The organism is Pantoea sp. WMus005, assembly GCF_013415305.1.
In the GTDB taxonomy this organism is placed as follows: Bacteria; Pseudomonadota; Gammaproteobacteria; order Enterobacterales; family Enterobacteriaceae; genus Pantoea; species Pantoea rara.
The window spans coordinates 86,537-101,914 of sequence record NZ_JACBXU010000002.1; the positions used below are offsets into that span (position 1 = coordinate 86,537).

Annotated in this window: 13 protein-coding genes; 7 read left to right on the forward strand and 6 right to left on the reverse strand. The window is 54.5% G+C overall.

Features of this window, described 5'->3' with window-relative positions; genetic code table 11:
* The first annotated feature begins 31 nt into the window (after positions 1 to 31).
* Complete coding sequence (locus tag HZZ01_RS10770; RefSeq protein ID WP_179897266.1) at positions 32 to 2,290, forward strand: M23 family metallopeptidase; 2,259 nt, start codon at positions 32 to 34, stop codon at positions 2,288 to 2,290.
* Positions 2,287 to 2,955: a hypothetical protein gene (locus tag HZZ01_RS10775; RefSeq protein WP_255434203.1), complete on the forward strand. Its 669-nt coding sequence runs from the start codon at positions 2,287 to 2,289 to the stop codon at positions 2,953 to 2,955. Before HZZ01_RS10770 ends, HZZ01_RS10775 begins: the two co-directional genes overlap by 4 nt.
* A gap of 175 nt (positions 2,956 to 3,130) precedes the next feature.
* On the opposite strand, the gene abgT is transcribed toward HZZ01_RS10775, so the two are convergent.
* The 3 genes from abgT to HZZ01_RS10790 form a co-directional block, all read right to left on the reverse strand.
* Positions 3,131 to 4,648 carry a p-aminobenzoyl-glutamate transporter gene (gene abgT, locus HZZ01_RS10780; protein WP_179897268.1) on the reverse strand — a complete coding sequence of 506 codons (1,518 nt, stop codon included), beginning with the start codon at positions 4,646 to 4,648 and terminating at the stop codon, positions 3,131 to 3,133.
* A gap of 162 nt (positions 4,649 to 4,810) precedes the next feature.
* Complete coding sequence (locus HZZ01_RS10785; protein ID WP_179897270.1) at positions 4,811 to 6,253, reverse strand: M20 family metallopeptidase; 1,443 nt, start codon at positions 6,251 to 6,253, stop codon at positions 4,811 to 4,813.
* A complete protein-coding gene (locus HZZ01_RS10790; RefSeq protein WP_179897272.1) occupies positions 6,250 to 7,563 on the reverse strand; it encodes an amidohydrolase in 1,314 nt (437 codons plus the stop codon). Before HZZ01_RS10790 ends, HZZ01_RS10785 begins: the two co-directional genes overlap by 4 nt.
* 114 nt (positions 7,564 to 7,677) lie before the next feature.
* Here HZZ01_RS10790 and HZZ01_RS10795 point away from each other — a divergent pair, with 114 nt between their 5' ends.
* Together HZZ01_RS10795 and yjdN are read left to right on the forward strand one after the other, a co-directional pair.
* Positions 7,678 to 8,574 carry a LysR family transcriptional regulator gene (locus tag HZZ01_RS10795; RefSeq protein WP_179897274.1) on the forward strand — a complete coding sequence of 299 codons (897 nt, stop codon included), beginning with the start codon at positions 7,678 to 7,680 and terminating at the stop codon, positions 8,572 to 8,574.
* A 73-nt stretch (positions 8,575 to 8,647) separates the two neighbouring features.
* The gene (gene yjdN / locus HZZ01_RS10800; protein ID WP_179897275.1) at positions 8,648 to 9,085 is read left to right on the forward strand and encodes a VOC family metalloprotein YjdN; all 438 of its coding nucleotides are present in this window, start codon (positions 8,648 to 8,650) and stop codon (positions 9,083 to 9,085) included.
* Between the two features lie 84 nt (positions 9,086 to 9,169).
* On the opposite strand, the gene HZZ01_RS10805 is transcribed toward yjdN, so the two are convergent.
* From HZZ01_RS10805 to HZZ01_RS10815, 3 genes are all read right to left on the reverse strand, one after another.
* On the reverse strand, positions 9,170 to 10,036 hold the full coding sequence (locus HZZ01_RS10805) for a nucleoside-specific channel-forming protein Tsx (protein ID WP_179897277.1): 867 nt from the start codon (positions 10,034 to 10,036) through the stop codon (positions 9,170 to 9,172).
* Positions 10,037 to 10,315: 279 nt separating this feature from the next.
* The gene (locus tag HZZ01_RS10810; protein ID WP_179897279.1) at positions 10,316 to 11,671 is read right to left on the reverse strand and encodes a HAMP domain-containing sensor histidine kinase; all 1,356 of its coding nucleotides are present in this window, start codon (positions 11,669 to 11,671) and stop codon (positions 10,316 to 10,318) included.
* Positions 11,668 to 12,327, reverse strand: a complete 660-nt coding sequence (locus HZZ01_RS10815; protein ID WP_003855687.1) for a response regulator — start codon at positions 12,325 to 12,327, stop codon at positions 11,668 to 11,670. The genes HZZ01_RS10810 and HZZ01_RS10815 overlap by 4 nt, the downstream gene beginning before the upstream one ends.
* A 584-nt stretch (positions 12,328 to 12,911) precedes the next feature.
* Here HZZ01_RS10815 and HZZ01_RS10820 point away from each other — a divergent pair.
* The 3 genes from HZZ01_RS10820 to HZZ01_RS10830 all read left to right on the forward strand — a co-directional run bounded on the left by HZZ01_RS10820 (position 12,912) and on the right by HZZ01_RS10830 (position 15,334).
* Positions 12,912 to 13,253 (forward strand): hypothetical protein, encoded by a 342-nt coding sequence (locus HZZ01_RS10820; protein ID WP_179897281.1) that lies wholly within the window; start codon positions 12,912 to 12,914, stop codon positions 13,251 to 13,253.
* Positions 13,254 to 13,940: 687 nt separating this feature from the next.
* Complete coding sequence (locus tag HZZ01_RS10825; protein WP_009092546.1) at positions 13,941 to 14,309, forward strand: helix-turn-helix domain-containing protein; 369 nt, start codon at positions 13,941 to 13,943, stop codon at positions 14,307 to 14,309.
* A gap of 128 nt (positions 14,310 to 14,437) precedes the next feature.
* Complete coding sequence (locus tag HZZ01_RS10830) at positions 14,438 to 15,334, forward strand: LysR family transcriptional regulator (RefSeq protein ID WP_179897283.1); 897 nt, start codon at positions 14,438 to 14,440, stop codon at positions 15,332 to 15,334.
* Positions 15,335 to 15,378: the final 44 nt, after the last annotated feature.

The window sequence follows — 15,378 nt, forward strand, 5'->3', positions numbered from 1 at the left end:
TCTCAGAATTCAGACACGACAGGAAGTCGGCATGATAATAAGCCCGCCGTTTGTCCGCCCCCGGAACACTGGAGAAAATGACCCGTCATGGGTCAGCAGAATGATGCCTGTGGATATAAACCGGGATTTCCCGCTCAACCGGCACACGTCATGGCATGGGGGCGTGCACGTTCTCCATACTGACCGCCATGGTGAGGAAGGCTACGATCGCATTGAGTTTGTCCGCGCCATTGCGGACGGAGTGGTGGTCTCTTGTCGCGCACCGTCCTCCACTGACCGCCGCGATGCCTTTCCGCTGAATTACAATGGCAGAACGGATGACGGGTATATTCTGCTAAAGCATGAAACCGATATTGGAGAGAACTGCAGCGTCGTGTACTACTCCCTGTACATGCATCTCCGGGAGCGGCTGGCGCCCGCCGTCAGGGACGGCGCCAGAGTCTGGCGCAAGGACCGCATCGGGCAGAGCGGTACGGTGGATAACGTGAACGCCTTTCACTTTGCGGTGTTCTGTGACAACGAAAACATGCTGAAACTGACCGGACGCACCACGACTGAACTCGATATCACCCGTGACGGCAGAACGGACACGGTTTACGGCGATATCCATTTTTATCTGCCGCCCGGTACACACTTTTATGAATCGGTGTCTGACGCTGCCTCACCGGACACTGACCGCCTGAATACCGTTCATACCTCCACGGAACCACTCTTCGTCAGCATGACGTTTGAAAAAGGCGACTGCACGATGCTCACGCGCAGGCAGAACGCCATCACGCCGGCATGTTTCGACCCCGTAGGGGAGCCGCTGGTGAATACTGATGCCAGCCAGACTGACGACATAAGAAGGTTGGGTCTGAGGTATGAATACAATCTGTACCGGACAGCCTGCCGTCTGTACCCGCAGAATCCCTGTGCCGGGTTCGAGCTGCTCCGTTTCGGGCGGGTCATCAGCACTGAACATGAAACCCTGACGCCTGCTGATGCCCCGTTGTGGCGTACAGTCAGCTTCCCCGGCGGAACGGGCATGGTCAATCTGGCTTCCCCTGACATCAAAAAATTCAGCGATGCCGACTTTCCGCACTGGACGGGGTGGCGGATGGTGGACGATGACACGGACAATAACAGTCAGTGTAATTCCCCCCTTATCGCCGGATTGCAGGACGGTGGGCATTTCAGCGACCTGGGCAGCCGTCTGGTCTGCCATTTTCCGCTGGAGTGGAATGCTGCCACCTTTGACCAGCGTTATGCCTGGCTTAAAGCAGGCTCTGACGATGTTCCTGCCATGTCAGAAGAAGGCTATAGCCGGCTGAAAATTCATGCCTCAGCACTGTGCTTTGACACGGGCGAACTCGGTACAGGCAGGATATGGCATTTTCACCCGGTGGCCTTCATCACGCATTTTCGCAAGTGCTGCTGGCTGAGCAAATCTGAACTGAAGCAGCTTGTTCCCCGGCACGCGTTAAGAACGGCCGGGCGGAACGATTATCGCTGGGAAGTCATCACCTACCGGGATGACACCGGCAGCGTCGCGGACACTATCCGCACGCATATGAACAGGGCAATGCAGAAATACCTGATTACCACCCCGCGGCGCATCGCCTGCTTCCTGGGGAACGGCATTCAGGAAACGGGCTGGCTGGGGTCGATGGAGGAAGGGTACCGCTATACGGAAACAGACCCGCGCACGCGTCAGGTCATCCGGGTCTACAACATCTGGTACTACCCGTGGTACGGTCGCGGCCTGTTACAGCTTACCAGCCCGGTGAATTACTTTGATTACTTCAGCTTCAGGGGGCGGACCTGCCCGGAAAATATCAGGAACATCCTGACAAATGAATATAACCGCCTGTATGCACACCGGCCCCTTCGCTACACCGACAATCACCTGTCTGATACCGAAAACCATGTCCCGGAGAACATTCTCCGGTGGAGGGATAACGTCAGCAGCGACCTGTATGAAGCAGCCAGCAGCGCAGGGTTTTACTGGGTTGCAAGGGGAATGGCGCCTTACGCGGATAAGGAACATGTACTTGAGCGGTGCAGCGTTACCCCCCGGAGGTGCGGGATAAAAATTTACTATCGGAGCCTGGCATTCTGGCAGGCCAGCGCAGCCGTTAATCTGCCGAACCAGGTCAATAACGAACACTATCAGGGACTGAATGGTTTTGATACCCGCTGCTGTGTCTACGGCAGCGCGATAGCCGTCCTCACCGAGCAGAAATTCCCGGATGGTCATAACAGCCCGGTCAACGAAAAACCCGAATCAGACCAGCTAAGGAGAGGATGATGAGGGAAATTTTAATTTTATTAACTTTGGCATTATTATCACAAAAAGCCGTAAGTTCCATTACCCCTGAAATACAGATGCCATCTTATTTCAATAAAGACAGGTTTGTTAATTATTACGACGCAATATCCAGTAATAGCGGAAATAATTCATGCGATAACATTTTATTTAAAAACTTTTACCCGCCTGAATACATATCATCAAAAATAAAATACCCTCCGTTTGACACTTGGTTTTGCTGGTTTTCTGTCGATGTAATACATGACGGATATGGCCCAAACAGATCGCTTGCTGAAAATGTCTATTTTGATAAAAAAACGGAACAGTGGAAAAAGAAAAAATATAACCGAAACAGAGAAGAAATCCGGCGTTCTCTGGACGTTTATGGCATAAAAAGCCTGAGCGAGCTGCAGCCTCTGGATCTTTATAATATCCGGTCCGTCAATGCCCGTGGCTATGCGGTAATAGACCGTAACATTCCCCTGCAGGAAAAAAAGAAAGGGCTGAAGAAAAGTCTGTCATTCTGCCTGATACGTGACGAAGCTGCATTTTGTGGTTCAGGCTCAATGATCAACCTCGTCAACGGTAAGGAAGTCGATTTCACCCCCTATATGCTCAAATCTCTTGAGACCGTCGAAATGGGTTTGCCTGAAAAGCAGAGGTGATGACATTTTGTCTAAAACACCAGTAAGCTACTGGCGGTTTTACTGCTCGGCTGTTTCTGAAACTAAAAATTCAAATGTGAATTAACCAGGTTATTAGCTTGTTAGCGCACTTTTTTAATTTATAGCAATTTGAATCTAACATGCTCTGTAGATGTACCATCCCTGGCCCTCTACTTTACGCCAGTTTCGGCCAGACACCCGGCCCAATCGGCAGACCCAGCAGATACCACACCATCAGCAGCGCTATCCAGCTGATAAAGAACACCAGCGGATAGGGGAAGATCAACACGTAATAGGTGCCGAGCTGCGCATCCTTCTGGTAACGCTGTAAAAAGGCCAGGAACAGTGGCAGAAAGGGCGACATCGGTGCCAGCGGCAGTACGGCGGAGTCAGCGATGCGAAAAATCATCTGGGCGAAGGCGGGATGAAAGCCGAGCAGCATAAACATCGGCACAAAGACTGGCGCCAGAATCGACCAGATCGCCGAGCCGCTGGCGATAAACATACAGAGAAATGCCGACAGGAACATCAGGCCAAGAAACGCGGGCGCGCCACTGACGCCTGCGCTCTCCAGCACGTCGGTCAGCCCGATCGCCATGAATTTGCCCATGTTGCTCCAGTTAAAGAACGCCACAAACTGCGACAACGGAAACACCATCACAATAAAGCCCGCCATCCCCTTCATCGGATCGACCAGCAGCTGCGGGATATCGTCCGGACGGCGGATCTGCCGGGTCACCACGCCGTAAGCAATCGCCACCACAAAGAAGAACAGAATGATGATCGGCACAATGCCCTGAATAAAAGGCGAGGGGATAATGGCGCCGGTGGTGGGATTGCGCAGCGGTGCATGTTCCGGCACCACCAGCAGCGCCATCAGAGCGATAAACAGCAGCGCAGCGATTCCGGCGGCCCGCAGACCCCGGTTCTCCAGTGGCGTCAGTGCCGCCAGCTTCTCACCATTGCCCTGCCACTGCGGCAGGCGCGGCTCGACGAATTTATCGGTCAGCAGCGCGCCCACTATCGTCAGCACAATCACCGAGGTGGCCATAAAGAACCAGTTATCAATGACGCTGACATGCACTGTGTCGCTGACCGCTTTTGCTGCTTCGGTGCTGATACCCGAGAGCAGCACATCCGTGGTGACAATCAGCAGGTTGGCGGTAAAGCCAGAGGCCACACCGGCAATCGCGGCCAGCAAACCCGCTACCGGATGGCGACCTACTGCCAGGAAGATCAATGCGCCCAGCGGCGGCATCACCACCAGCGCAGCATCCGACGAGATATGGCTGAAGAAGGCGATAAACAGCACCATATAGCTGGCGTAACGACGGCTGACGCGTGACGCCATCTTCACCATCAGCGATTGCAGCAGACCGACCTTTTCTGCCAGCCCGGCACCAATCACCAGTGCCAGAATCGATCCCAGCGGGGTAAAGCTGCTGAAGTTTTTGATGATATTGGGCAGGATCCACTGAATGCCAGCGACGCTCAGCAGGTTGTTCACCCGCACGATTTCACCGTTACCGGGATTCTTTACCACCAGGTCCAGCGCGCTGATAATGGCCGTCGCCACCATCAGCACCACGATCAAATAGACAAAAAGTAAAAACGGGTTAGGCACTTTATTGCCTACGCGCTCAATCCAGCTGAAGAGCCGGCCAGGGCTGCGGTTCTCGGATGTTGCTTCCATGGTATTGATTCTCGTCTTGTGTTCCCTTAATCGGCGAAGCTTCGATCTGACGCCGGTCGTGGTATGCGACAGGCGGTGAGTTCAGCATCGGTTCCGCTGAGTCAGGGAAGTGTGTTTGCAATATTTTTTATAGTGGTCCGCATCAGAAACACGGCCATTGGCTCATCCGGCCAGTTTTGTTGGTGTGATCCCCGCCGGGATCGGGCAGATATAAGGCTGCGTCGCGCGTACCCGTTCAAACTCAGCCCGGCAGCCAGCCAGCGCCTGCGGATCCGTTAACAGTGTTAACACCGTGGCCGCCATCACTTTGCCCGCCAGAAACATCCCTTTATGCCCGATAGTGGTGCGGCCCTGCGCCACCAGTTGCCAGGTGTGCAGCGGCGTACCGAAGGTAAAGCAGGGCGCAAAGCACTGTGCCGTCGGCGTCACCCAGCTGACATCGCCGACATCGGTGGAGCCATAAAGCAGCTCACGCGTGACCGCATAGGGCGCGACCTCATCCATAAAGAGCTTATCGCCCAGTTGCTCAGCCCAGGCGTGACCGGCTTCGCCACCCGTACGGGCGGCATTGAGCCGGGCGTTGCGCAGATCGTCATCGGTCAGGGTGGCACGCAGTTCAGCCGCAAACGCGCGCTCTTCGTCGCTGTAGTCGGGCAAACCAAACTGATGCAAATAGCGCTCCATGACCGCTTCAAGTGCGCGATTAGGCACGTAGTCTGAACAGGCTTTGTCAAAACGCACGGTCAGCGTGGTGTCGGTCATCAGTGCAGCACCTCTTGCGATATTGATCACCCGTTCGTAGATCGCCTGCGCCTGGGGCAGTTCCGGTGCGCGGATCAGGTAGAGCACTTCCGCATCGGCCTGCACCACATTGGGTGATACGCCGCCGCTGTTGGTGATGGCGTAGTGCAGACGCGCTTCCTGCACGATATGCTCGCGTAGAAAATTAGCCCCTGTATTCATCAGTGTGACGGCATCCAGCGCGCTGCGGCCCAGATGGGGTGAGTTGGCGGCATGAGCGGCGACGCCTTTAAAGCTGAAGGCTGCCTGAATATTGGCAAGCGTGCGCAGGTTAAACATGCCGCTGAAACCTTCCGGATGCCAGGTCACGGCGGCATCGACGTCGTCAAACAGCCCTTCGCGCACCATAAAGGTTTTGCCCGAGCCGCCTTCTTCACCGGGGCAGCCGTAAAAGCGAACCGTGCCGCCCGTGTGATGCTGTTCCATCCAGGCTTTCACGGCGCAGGCCGCGGCAACACCTGCTGTCCCGAGCAGGTTGTGGCCGCAGCCATGTCCGTTGCCGTTAGCCTCCAGCGGCTGCGGCCGGGCGCAACCCGACTGCTGGCTCAGACCGGCCAGCGCATCGAACTCGCCGAGGAGGGCAATGACGGGCTTGCCGCTGCCCGCGCTGGCGATAAAGGCGGTGTCGATGCCACCCACACCACGTTCCACTGTGAATCCTTCTCTTTCCAGCGCATCGGCCAGCAGAGCAGAGGAACGGATCTCGGCGAAGCGGGTTTCAGGCGTGTCCCAGATGGCGTCGCTGAGCGTGCTGAAGCGGAGCTGATGGCGATCAATATAATCGGCAATAAACGCTTCCATCATCGTGATCCCCCGAACTGCGCCTGATTCAGCGCCAGCGTTGCCAGCAGCGTGATGGCGTCTGGCATGACCCGCTCATCAAAGTCGAATTTCGCATTGTGGTGACCCGCTGCCAGTTCACAGCCAAAAATGACATAAGACGCCTGACCGCCGCGCTGCTTTACCCGCTCCATCATGTAGGTCGCATCTTCCGAACCTGCCGCCTGCGTTTTTCGGTCGACTACAGAATCGAAAATGCCCAGTGCGTCCGCCTGCTGGTGGATGAAGTCGACCCACGGCTGCGTCGGCGTACAGCTGCGTGCAGCCCCCATTAGCGAAACCTGCTGCTCAACGCCATACATCGCTGCTGCACCTGCAATGACCCGCAGCGCCTGTTGATAAATATCGTCGTTAACCTGATTGGTCACGCCCCGGGTTTCGACTTTCAGCAGGGCGCAGTCAGCCACCACGTTGCGGCCGGTTCCCGCCTGCAGCACGCCCACGTTAACCCGCGCTACGCCGCCGCTGTGCTGGGTTAAACCATGCAGCGCCAGTGTCGCCTGCGCGGCGGCCAGCAGGGCGTTGCGGCCCTCTTCAGGGCGCCCGCCCGCATGGGCACCGACGCCGGTGAAGTGGACATCCAGCTTGGTGGTAGCCAGGAAGCTGTCGCTGCCGCATACCACTTCGCCGGCGGGCACGCCGGTGCCGATGTGAATCGCGGTGAAACGCTCAACGTCATCGACCACGCCCGCTGCGACCATCGCTTTTGCGCCGCGTACCCCTTCTTCTGCAGGCTGGAAGATCAGTTTAATTGTGCCGCTGAGCTGATCCTGCATCGCCATCAGCACCGTGGCGAGGCCCAGCCCGATGGTGGTGTGACCATCATGTCCGCAGGCGTGCATCATGCCGGCGTTGCAGGAGGTGAACCCTTCACGCTGCGGCAGGTGATCGTCGGCCTGGCTTTCATTGAGATCCAGTGCATCCATATCGACGCGGAAGCCCATCACGGGACCCGGACGGCCGGTCTCAAGCGTTGCCACGATGCCGCAGAATCCGCCGGAGAAGTGGCTGATCCACTGCGGTAGTGCGCCCTGTTGCAATGCGCGCGCCTCCTGCTGCTTCAGTACGGCTTCGTCGGGTAAGCCCATCCGCGCGTCGGCATCGATCACCTCACGGCCCAGTTTCAGTTGATAACCGAGTTTATTCAGTTCTTCAGCAACTAATGTCGCGGTGCGGAACTCCAGCCAGCCCGATTCGGCGTAGTGATGGAAGTCGCGACGCCACTGTTGCAGCTGTGGCAGCAGGGCGCTCACGTGGTCTGAAAGGGGTTTCATCGGCTTTCTCCTCGTTGTTGATTTTTTATGCACTGCGTCGAATCTACACAATGGTGTTGGGCGGCATAAGATGCGAATATCTTGTGACTGATAAACAACGGTTATCGCAAAATTATGTCTGCCAATCTCAAACTTCATCAGCTGCGCGCCTTCGTTGACGTGGCGCGACAGGGGAGTATCCGGGCGGCAAGCCGTCTTTCCGGGCTGTCGCAACCGGCGTTAACCAAAGCGATACAGGAACTGGAGCGCGAGCTGGGGGCAAAGCTGTTTATCCGCCGTCAGCAGGGCGTAGTACTGACTGATATCGGTGATAACTTTTTTCGTCATGCCAGTCTGGTGCTGGCGGAGCTGCGGGTTGCTGAGGAGGATATCCAGCAGCGGCTGGGGCTGGGTGGCGGTCAGGTGAACATCGGAGTGGGGGGCAGCGTGGCGCGCACTATCATGCCTCAGGTGATAAACCAGTTTCATCGGGAATACCCGCTGGTGAAGGTGCGCATCGTTGAAGGCCAGCTGGTGTCAATGGTGCATGAACTGCGTCAGGGGGCGCTCGATTTCACCATCAATACCTACGATCAGAGCCATCTCGATCAGGAGCTGATGTATGAGCGGATGATGGAGCGCGAGTACAAAGTGGTGGTGCGCAAAGGCCATCCGCTGGAAAAGGCCCGTACTCTGGCAGCCTTACAGCAGGCGGACTGGACAATGCCAACCCCGAAAGGCAGTTATTACCGTTTGCTGCATGATCTGTTTGGCGAGCGTGGCATGGCACCCAAAATCGTGGTGACCTGTGAAACCTTTATGGCCTGCACCAGCCTGGTGGCGCAAAGCGATTTCATCAGTATTCTGTCGGTTGACGTGATTGACGATCCGATTCTGGGCCGATCGCTGGTGGCGCTGGCACTCGACGACCCCTTGCCGAAAGCAATCTTCTATCTGATTCAGCGCAAAGACACGACGCTGACCCCAATGAGCAGTTATATGGCACAACTTTTTCGCCGTTATTGCCAGTAAAATCAGTGAGTAAAGTCGATCGTCTACACTCTTAAGGTGCTGTAATAAATCCACCCGACAAATAGAGGTTACGATGCAAGTCAGTCCTTATCTGTTTCTCTATGGCCGTTGCGAAGAGGCTATCGACTTTTACCTGCAGGCGACTGGGGGAGAGTTGCTCTCTAAAATGAAATTCGGTGATATGCCGGATCAGGGTGAGCAGGTCGGCGATCAGTCTGCCGCGCCGCAACCACCAGAAAAGATCATGCATGCGCAACTGCGTATTGGTGACGGTGAGCTGATGCTCAGTGATGGCAATACCGAGAAGCCACCCGCGTCTGAACATGCGGGTTACGCGGTCAGCCTTTCCACCAATGATGTTGAAAAGGGTAAAGCCTGGTTTGAGAAATTGTCGGCAGGCGGCAAGGTGACAACGGAGTGGCAGGAGACGTTCTGGTCGAACGGATTCGCGATGTTCATTGATAAATTCAACATTCCATGGCGCATCAATGTAGAGAAGCCGCAGGAATAATCGGGTCAGTCGGCGTCGCACTGTGCGGCGCCATTTCAACGACCCGTTTTAATCAGCGGCGGCTATTCAGGCCGCCGCGCGTGATCAGAAATTATAACCCGCCACCAGGTAATAACCCCACCCAGTTGATTTCACTTCAAACGGCCCTCTGCCGAAGTTCAGCTCCTGACCGTCCGCCCACTGTCCGCCATTGTGGAAGTAACGCGCTACCGCAGAGAAGTGCCAGTGATCGTAACCCAGTGACAGAATATGGCTGGAGGCAATAGAGTTGCTGGTACGTGATGAACCGCCTTTATCGCGGAGATCAGAACCCCAGTCAAAGTTAGTGAAGCCCACATAGCCCAGATTACCGCCCCACAGCGTGGTAATTGGCACGAAGTATTTCACCTTGAAGCGATAGCCGTCCCAGCTGTTTTCGTTCGCCGCACCGTAGTTTTCCCACTGATATTTTGCGTAGACGTTAAGCGACAGGCCGACATCACTGTGCGTATCGATATCGGTGCCCAGACCCATGTACCAGGTGTTCTGGCGGTTGTCGCTGTTGCGGCCCATGTCGTAGATGTAGTTGTTGGCGAAATACCACTCTTTGAATGGGCCGAAGGCCAGGCTGGTGCCGGTCAGTTTGTCGATAGAGAAGCGCGGTTCAATTTCCATAAACATCGGTGAACCGTGATCAAAAATACCGTTGGCGTTGCTGTTGCCTGCGCCGAAGAAGTTGGTCAGGTCGAGGTAGCCATAAAAATCGAACCAGTCCTTCTTCGCAAACGCTTCATATTCCAGATAAACGTCGTTGTTAAACTGCGGTCCGAAACGCGTGTGATAGCTGCCTACCACGTTAACGCTCTGATGCCACCAGTCGGAGACATACTGCGGATCGCTTTCAGCGGCCTGCGCAGCACCACTCAATGAACATGCCAGCACGGCACCTGCTATCAACGTTTTAAATTTCATTATTATCAGCCACATGCTTTTGACCGCCGCACAGCAGACGCAGTCAGAGAGAAATCGGTCCCTTGATGGGAATGAGGGTTTCACAGCAAATAACAGCCCGTTCTTCAGCCCGCGTAGCGTGCCTGTAACAGATCGATAGAAAATAGATTTTGCTCACGTTTGTCAAAAAGTGTTGCATTACAATTCAGCTAAAATGTGATGAGCTTCACAATAAGGGCGTGGATCGAACGGAACCAGGCAACCGTTTACGTTGTCTGGTTCGTGATCAAACGGGCGGGATCAGGGAAGTGTGACGCGAACCTGCAAACCACAAATGGCACCCTGTGGCGTCAGGCAATTGGAAAGGGCGACGTGAATCTGATGTTTCTGTGCGACGTTACGCACAATAGATAATCCCAGCCCACTGCCCTGGGCCTTAACGTCAGGCGAACGGGTAAAACGATCAAAGGCGCGTTCGATAAAGGATTCCGGCATGCCTGGCCCGTTATCAACGATATCAACCACTGTTTTATCGGCTACCCGATGCAATAGCACATCGACCAGGCTGCCTTCCGGCGTGTGCAACATGGCGTTACCAATCAGGTTGTCGAACAGACTTCGCAGCTCGGAACGGCTGGCCTGCAGACGATACTGTGTAGAGCCATTAAAACCGATATCGATGCCGCGTTTATCTGCCACCACCATCAGCTGCTCAATGCTCTCTTTCAGCAGATCTTCCAGGTCAATATGCTCAACGCTGGCGACTACGCTCTGGTCATCCTGGCGTGAAACATTGAGTAACTGCGTGACCAGATGTCGGGTACGGGTGACGCCCGCTTCCAGCTGGCTGAACTGCCGGCTCGCTTCACCCGGCTGAATATGCTGACGCAGGTTTTCCAGCTGCAACGTCACCGCCGTTACCGGCGTGCGCAACTCATGCGCGGCATCTTCCAGGAACTGACGCTGTGACGACCAGGCTTCCCGCAGCTTACTCAGCAGCGAGTTGTAGGCGGCCACCAGCGGCAGGATCTCATCCGGCAAACCCTCCGGTGAGACATTGTGTGGATGATGCGTCTCCTGCGCCGCGATCTGGCGCGAAGCGACCTGCAGATCCCGGGTGATCTTGCGCACCACCAGCCAGATCACCAGTAGCGACAGCGGCATCATCAGGATCAATGGAATGATCGCCGACAGTGCCCGCTTGACCATCAACGCCTTCATATAGCTGAGGTTGTGCATCACCTGAATGGTTTTAATCTCACTGCCAGGCAAGCCGGGCCGGGTGTAAATGCGCCATTCACAGTCGTCGCACTGACCGATATGCACGTCGCGATAGCCACGCTGGTTTTGCAACGGGGCCTGAAGTTCCGGCCATGAGCTGGCCCGCAACTGACCCCGATCGTCCCAAAGCTGAACCACAAAAGCGCTTTTCGCCTTGTCAGGTGCAATGAGCATGGGCATCAGGGCGGGCATCTGTTTATTGGTGGACCAGGCATCCGCGATTTTCGCCAGCTGATCGTCCTTCATGGTGCCGACCATATCGCCGTAGCAACTGAAGAAATACCAGGTGACACCGCCGATCATCAGCAGATGAATAATCAGCAGCGTAGAGAGTAATTTGTTGCGCAGTGAGCGCATAAAGCGAAAAGGTTTCATATTGCCGGCACCCGCCAGCCCAGCCCGCGTACGTTGCGGATCACGTCGTTATCCAGCTTGCGGCGCATGCCGTGGATCAGCACATCCACCGCGTTGCTGCTGACTTCATCGCCCCAGCCATAGATGCGGTTTTCCAGCTGCTCGCGTGACAGAATCGCGCCTGGCCGCTCCAGCAGGGCGTAGAGCAGGGCATATTCGCGCGCCGTAAGCTGCTCGCGCTGGCCTTTGTAGAGCACTTCGCGTGTCATCATATCCAGCTGCACATCACCGCTGCCCAGCACGGAATCTGCCGCGCCGTGGCTGCGTCGGGTGATGGCGCGCATCCGGGCCATCACTTCCTGTAAATCGAACGGTTTAAGCAGGTAATCGTCCGCGCCGCTGTCGAGTCCCTGAATACGCTGCGCCACCGTGTCGCGTGCGGTCAGAATCAGCACCGGCGTGGCGTCGCCGCGCCCGCGTGCCCGGCGGAGAACCTGCAGGCCATCATCGCGCGGTAAGCCGAGATCGAGCAGCACGCAACTGTAGCCGCCCTCGCTCCATGCATTCTGGGCATAGACGCCATCACGTACCCAATCCACAGACCAGCCCGCGCCCTGCAGTGCCTGCTGCAGGTTCGCGCCGATCATTTCATCATCTTCAACCAGTAACACGCGCATGGCTGATCTCCTTCATAAGATAAGAGAGAGTTTACTCACCAATTGTTAGGCCAGAATTATCCGCCTTCATACTTCGCACTGAGGCGGCGATGACTGCATCTACAGTGCTTCATCAGAACCCTACCCGCATTTTTCAAATTAAACGAGAATAAAACTACTGACTTAAGGGTGAAAATGTTGAAGCCTTGAGGATTCAGTAAACCCTATCCTGAATCTGCAGGAATTATGTAACTACATCATTATATTAATAATACCTGTTAAAAATAATTGTTACTCGATAGAGGCTTTAGTTTCGCTAATTAAAGAATGAGCAGGAAATGTTAATATTATGCAATGAAAATTAACTCTGGGAATGAATTGTGCTTAATGTCACAAAATTACGTAAATATTAAAATTTTATTAACCCTAAAAGACGTAAAAAATCTCACAAGGATATTTTTTCTGTCAATATGTTTGATATGAGTGCTTTTTTATAAATTTCAACAAGGATAATAACTATTTGCTCATGAAGAACGCAATTGATATAAAAGTGATGGCAATAGGGATTGCTATCAATAAATAAAAATACAGAAGGAGTTTGTTAAATGAAAATGTTAGAAAATAATCAATTGCTTTTAGTTGCTGGTGCAAGCGGTGCATATGACCCTGCTTATGCCGGAGCGTCTTCTCATGCTAGCCAGCATGGTAGTAAGTCGGGTGGTTCCAGTAATCTATCTGGACCGAGTAATGGCGTAGTACAGGTCGTGGCTGCTCATCCTGAAATTGCGGGCTGCCTCAATGGTATTCTGGGCGGGATGATTGCTGGTTCAGCAGGTGGTCCGGGCTCAGCTGTGGCAAGTGCCATTGGTGGTGGTATTGGTTCATGTTTTAATAATTCTGGAAACAGCAATGCTGGGAATAGTTTTGGTGGGCAATGTACCTGGTGAAGTTAGTCTCCACGACTAATGACAGCTGAGGGTCTTATGCAAAAAATAGTCTGCTATCTATCTATACTAATCAGCATATTAGTAGGCGCAATGTTTTTGAGTGGCGCAGGCGTCTCCTATACAGGCTGGTATACTATGCCAGAAAAAGCATCAAAAATGGTGGTTACAATCGCTACATTAACTACGTTTGTTAAAGCTGCCATTTCTTTGTGTTCAAGGTTTTTCAGTACATCTGGCAGCAGTAAAAAAACTTAAGCGTGGATATTAAATCTGCAGGGGCTTCGGCCCCTGTGATTATTTAACAAAATCAGTAGAGCAGGAGGCTAATAAATTTCCTCTGGAACTATAAATGGTTCAACAGCGATACTTTGACAGGATTTGCTCAGAAATAGAGGATCTGTGTGTGGGGCAGAGATTTATTGATAACGTAAATTTTAGATGCTACCAGGAACTCATCACCACATCACATCCCACACAAAAAAAGCTCCCGACTGACTAATTTTTTAAACATCTCACCTCTTTTTTCAACAGTAATCTCACTAAAGACCACCCCCAAAGCCCCGCTGGCCGCGCCATTCCGTCCCGGTTTCAGCCCTTGCTAATTCTGCGCTAATTTTCTGCTAATTAAGGGATAAATTTTAGCGGGTAGAGTGACTCCACTGCACATCAGCATCAACAGGAGAAACCATGAATCAGCGCGAGTTTATTCGGAGTTTGCTGGACTGGATTGAGAACAACTTAGGACACGATCTGCATCTGGATGAGGTGGCGCGCCGCTCGGGCTATTCGCGCTGGCATCTTCAACGCCTGTTCCGCCAGCACACCGGCTTTTCACTGGCAGAATATATCCGTCAGCGTCGCTTAACCGAGTCTGCGCTCACGTTGCTGAGCAGCAACGAAGCGATACTGCAGGTGGCGATGAACTACGGTTTCGATACTCAGCAGGCCTACACCCGTACCTTTAAAAACTACTTTATGGTGACGCCTGGCCAGTTGCGGCGTCAGCGTCGCGTCGAGCCGGATCGGCTGCTGTTCCCGCTGGCGATGGCCAGCTGATGCCTGATAAGACCTTCCCGTCACAGCATACAGAGGGGAAGGTCGGCCCATACGATCCTCCTTTACTTCGCCCCGCCCGAACGTGATAGTTTGTTGCCAGCATCTCTTTACTGTCGGAGTCGGGAAACATGGAAAACGGCGCGAATTTAACCGCCATGCTGGTGTTTGCCCGGGTTGTGGAATTACAGAGTTTCAGTGAGGCCGCTCGCGCACTCGGCTGGTCCAAATCCCATGTCAGCCGGGAGATCGCTCGTCTGGAGTTGCGGCTCGGTATCCGGCTTCTGCAGCGTACCACCCGGCGGCTGGCACTGACTGAGCAGGGGCAGGCGTACTATCCCTACTGTGTGCGGATGCTGGCTGAAGTCCAGCGCGCAGAAGCGTTCGTGCAGCAGCTGCATCAGCAGCCCACAGGCCAAATCCGGCTACAGGCGCCCGTCACGTTCGGCTGCCAGTGTGTGGTTCCCGTTCTGAATCGTTTTCTGCACCGCCACCTGTATATCAACGTCGATCTCGATCTGACCGACCGCAATCACGATCGGCTGGACGATCAGGTGGATCTGGCGATTGTGATCCGATCCCGCTCGCCGCAGCAGGGCAATTTTCGGGTACTGAGTGATATCGAGTGGGGGCTCTATGCCGCGCCCGCCTACCTGACGCAGCGAGCTGCCATCACCCATCCTGAGATGCTGCCGCGCCACGACCTGCTGATGTTTCATGGTCCGGCACACACCGCCGCGCTGCCGTTTCGCCGTGATAAACAGCGTCTGGCGCTGGACGTGCGCAGTCGGTTCCGGGCCAACAACAGCATGGCGCTGCTTAATGCGGCCCTGGCGGGAAGTGGCATCGCCTATCTGCCCTCCTACATGGCGCAGGAGGCGGTGGCGCGTGGAGATATTCAGCAACTCCTGCCGGAGTGGCAGATGGATCGACTGCAAAGCTATCTGCTGCTGCACGACACGCCTGAACCGGCGTCGCCGGTGACGCTGCTGTGCGATGCCCTGGTTGCGGCGCTGAATACGGGCTGATTGTTGCGTGCTGACAACAATCAGTGCCACAGAGTAACTATTCC

Bases quoted from the DNA above. Each gene is read 5' to 3' on its own strand.
- HZZ01_RS10770 (WP_179897266.1), top strand. From the start codon at position 32: ATGATAATAAGCCCGCCGTTTGTCCGCCCCCGGAACACTGGAGAAAAT.
- HZZ01_RS10775 (WP_255434203.1), top strand. From the start codon at position 2,287: ATGATGAGGGAAATTTTAATTTTATTAACTTTGGCATTATTATCACAA.
- abgT (WP_179897268.1), bottom strand. From the start codon at position 4,648: ATGGAAGCAACATCCGAGAACCGCAGCCCTGGCCGGCTCTTCAGCTGG.
- HZZ01_RS10785 (WP_179897270.1), bottom strand. From the start codon at position 6,253: ATGATGGAAGCGTTTATTGCCGATTATATTGATCGCCATCAGCTCCGC.
- HZZ01_RS10790 (WP_179897272.1), bottom strand. From the start codon at position 7,563: ATGAAACCCCTTTCAGACCACGTGAGCGCCCTGCTGCCACAGCTGCAA.
- HZZ01_RS10795 (WP_179897274.1), top strand. From the start codon at position 7,678: ATGTCTGCCAATCTCAAACTTCATCAGCTGCGCGCCTTCGTTGACGTG.
- yjdN (WP_179897275.1), top strand. From the start codon at position 8,648: ATGCAAGTCAGTCCTTATCTGTTTCTCTATGGCCGTTGCGAAGAGGCT.
- HZZ01_RS10805 (WP_179897277.1), bottom strand. From the start codon at position 10,036: ATGAAATTTAAAACGTTGATAGCAGGTGCCGTGCTGGCATGTTCATTG.
- HZZ01_RS10810 (WP_179897279.1), bottom strand. From the start codon at position 11,671: ATGAAACCTTTTCGCTTTATGCGCTCACTGCGCAACAAATTACTCTCT.
- HZZ01_RS10815 (WP_003855687.1), bottom strand. From the start codon at position 12,327: ATGCGCGTGTTACTGGTTGAAGATGATGAAATGATCGGCGCGAACCTG.
- HZZ01_RS10820 (WP_179897281.1), top strand. From the start codon at position 12,912: ATGAAAATGTTAGAAAATAATCAATTGCTTTTAGTTGCTGGTGCAAGC.
- HZZ01_RS10825 (WP_009092546.1), top strand. From the start codon at position 13,941: ATGAATCAGCGCGAGTTTATTCGGAGTTTGCTGGACTGGATTGAGAAC.
- HZZ01_RS10830 (WP_179897283.1), top strand. From the start codon at position 14,438: ATGGAAAACGGCGCGAATTTAACCGCCATGCTGGTGTTTGCCCGGGTT.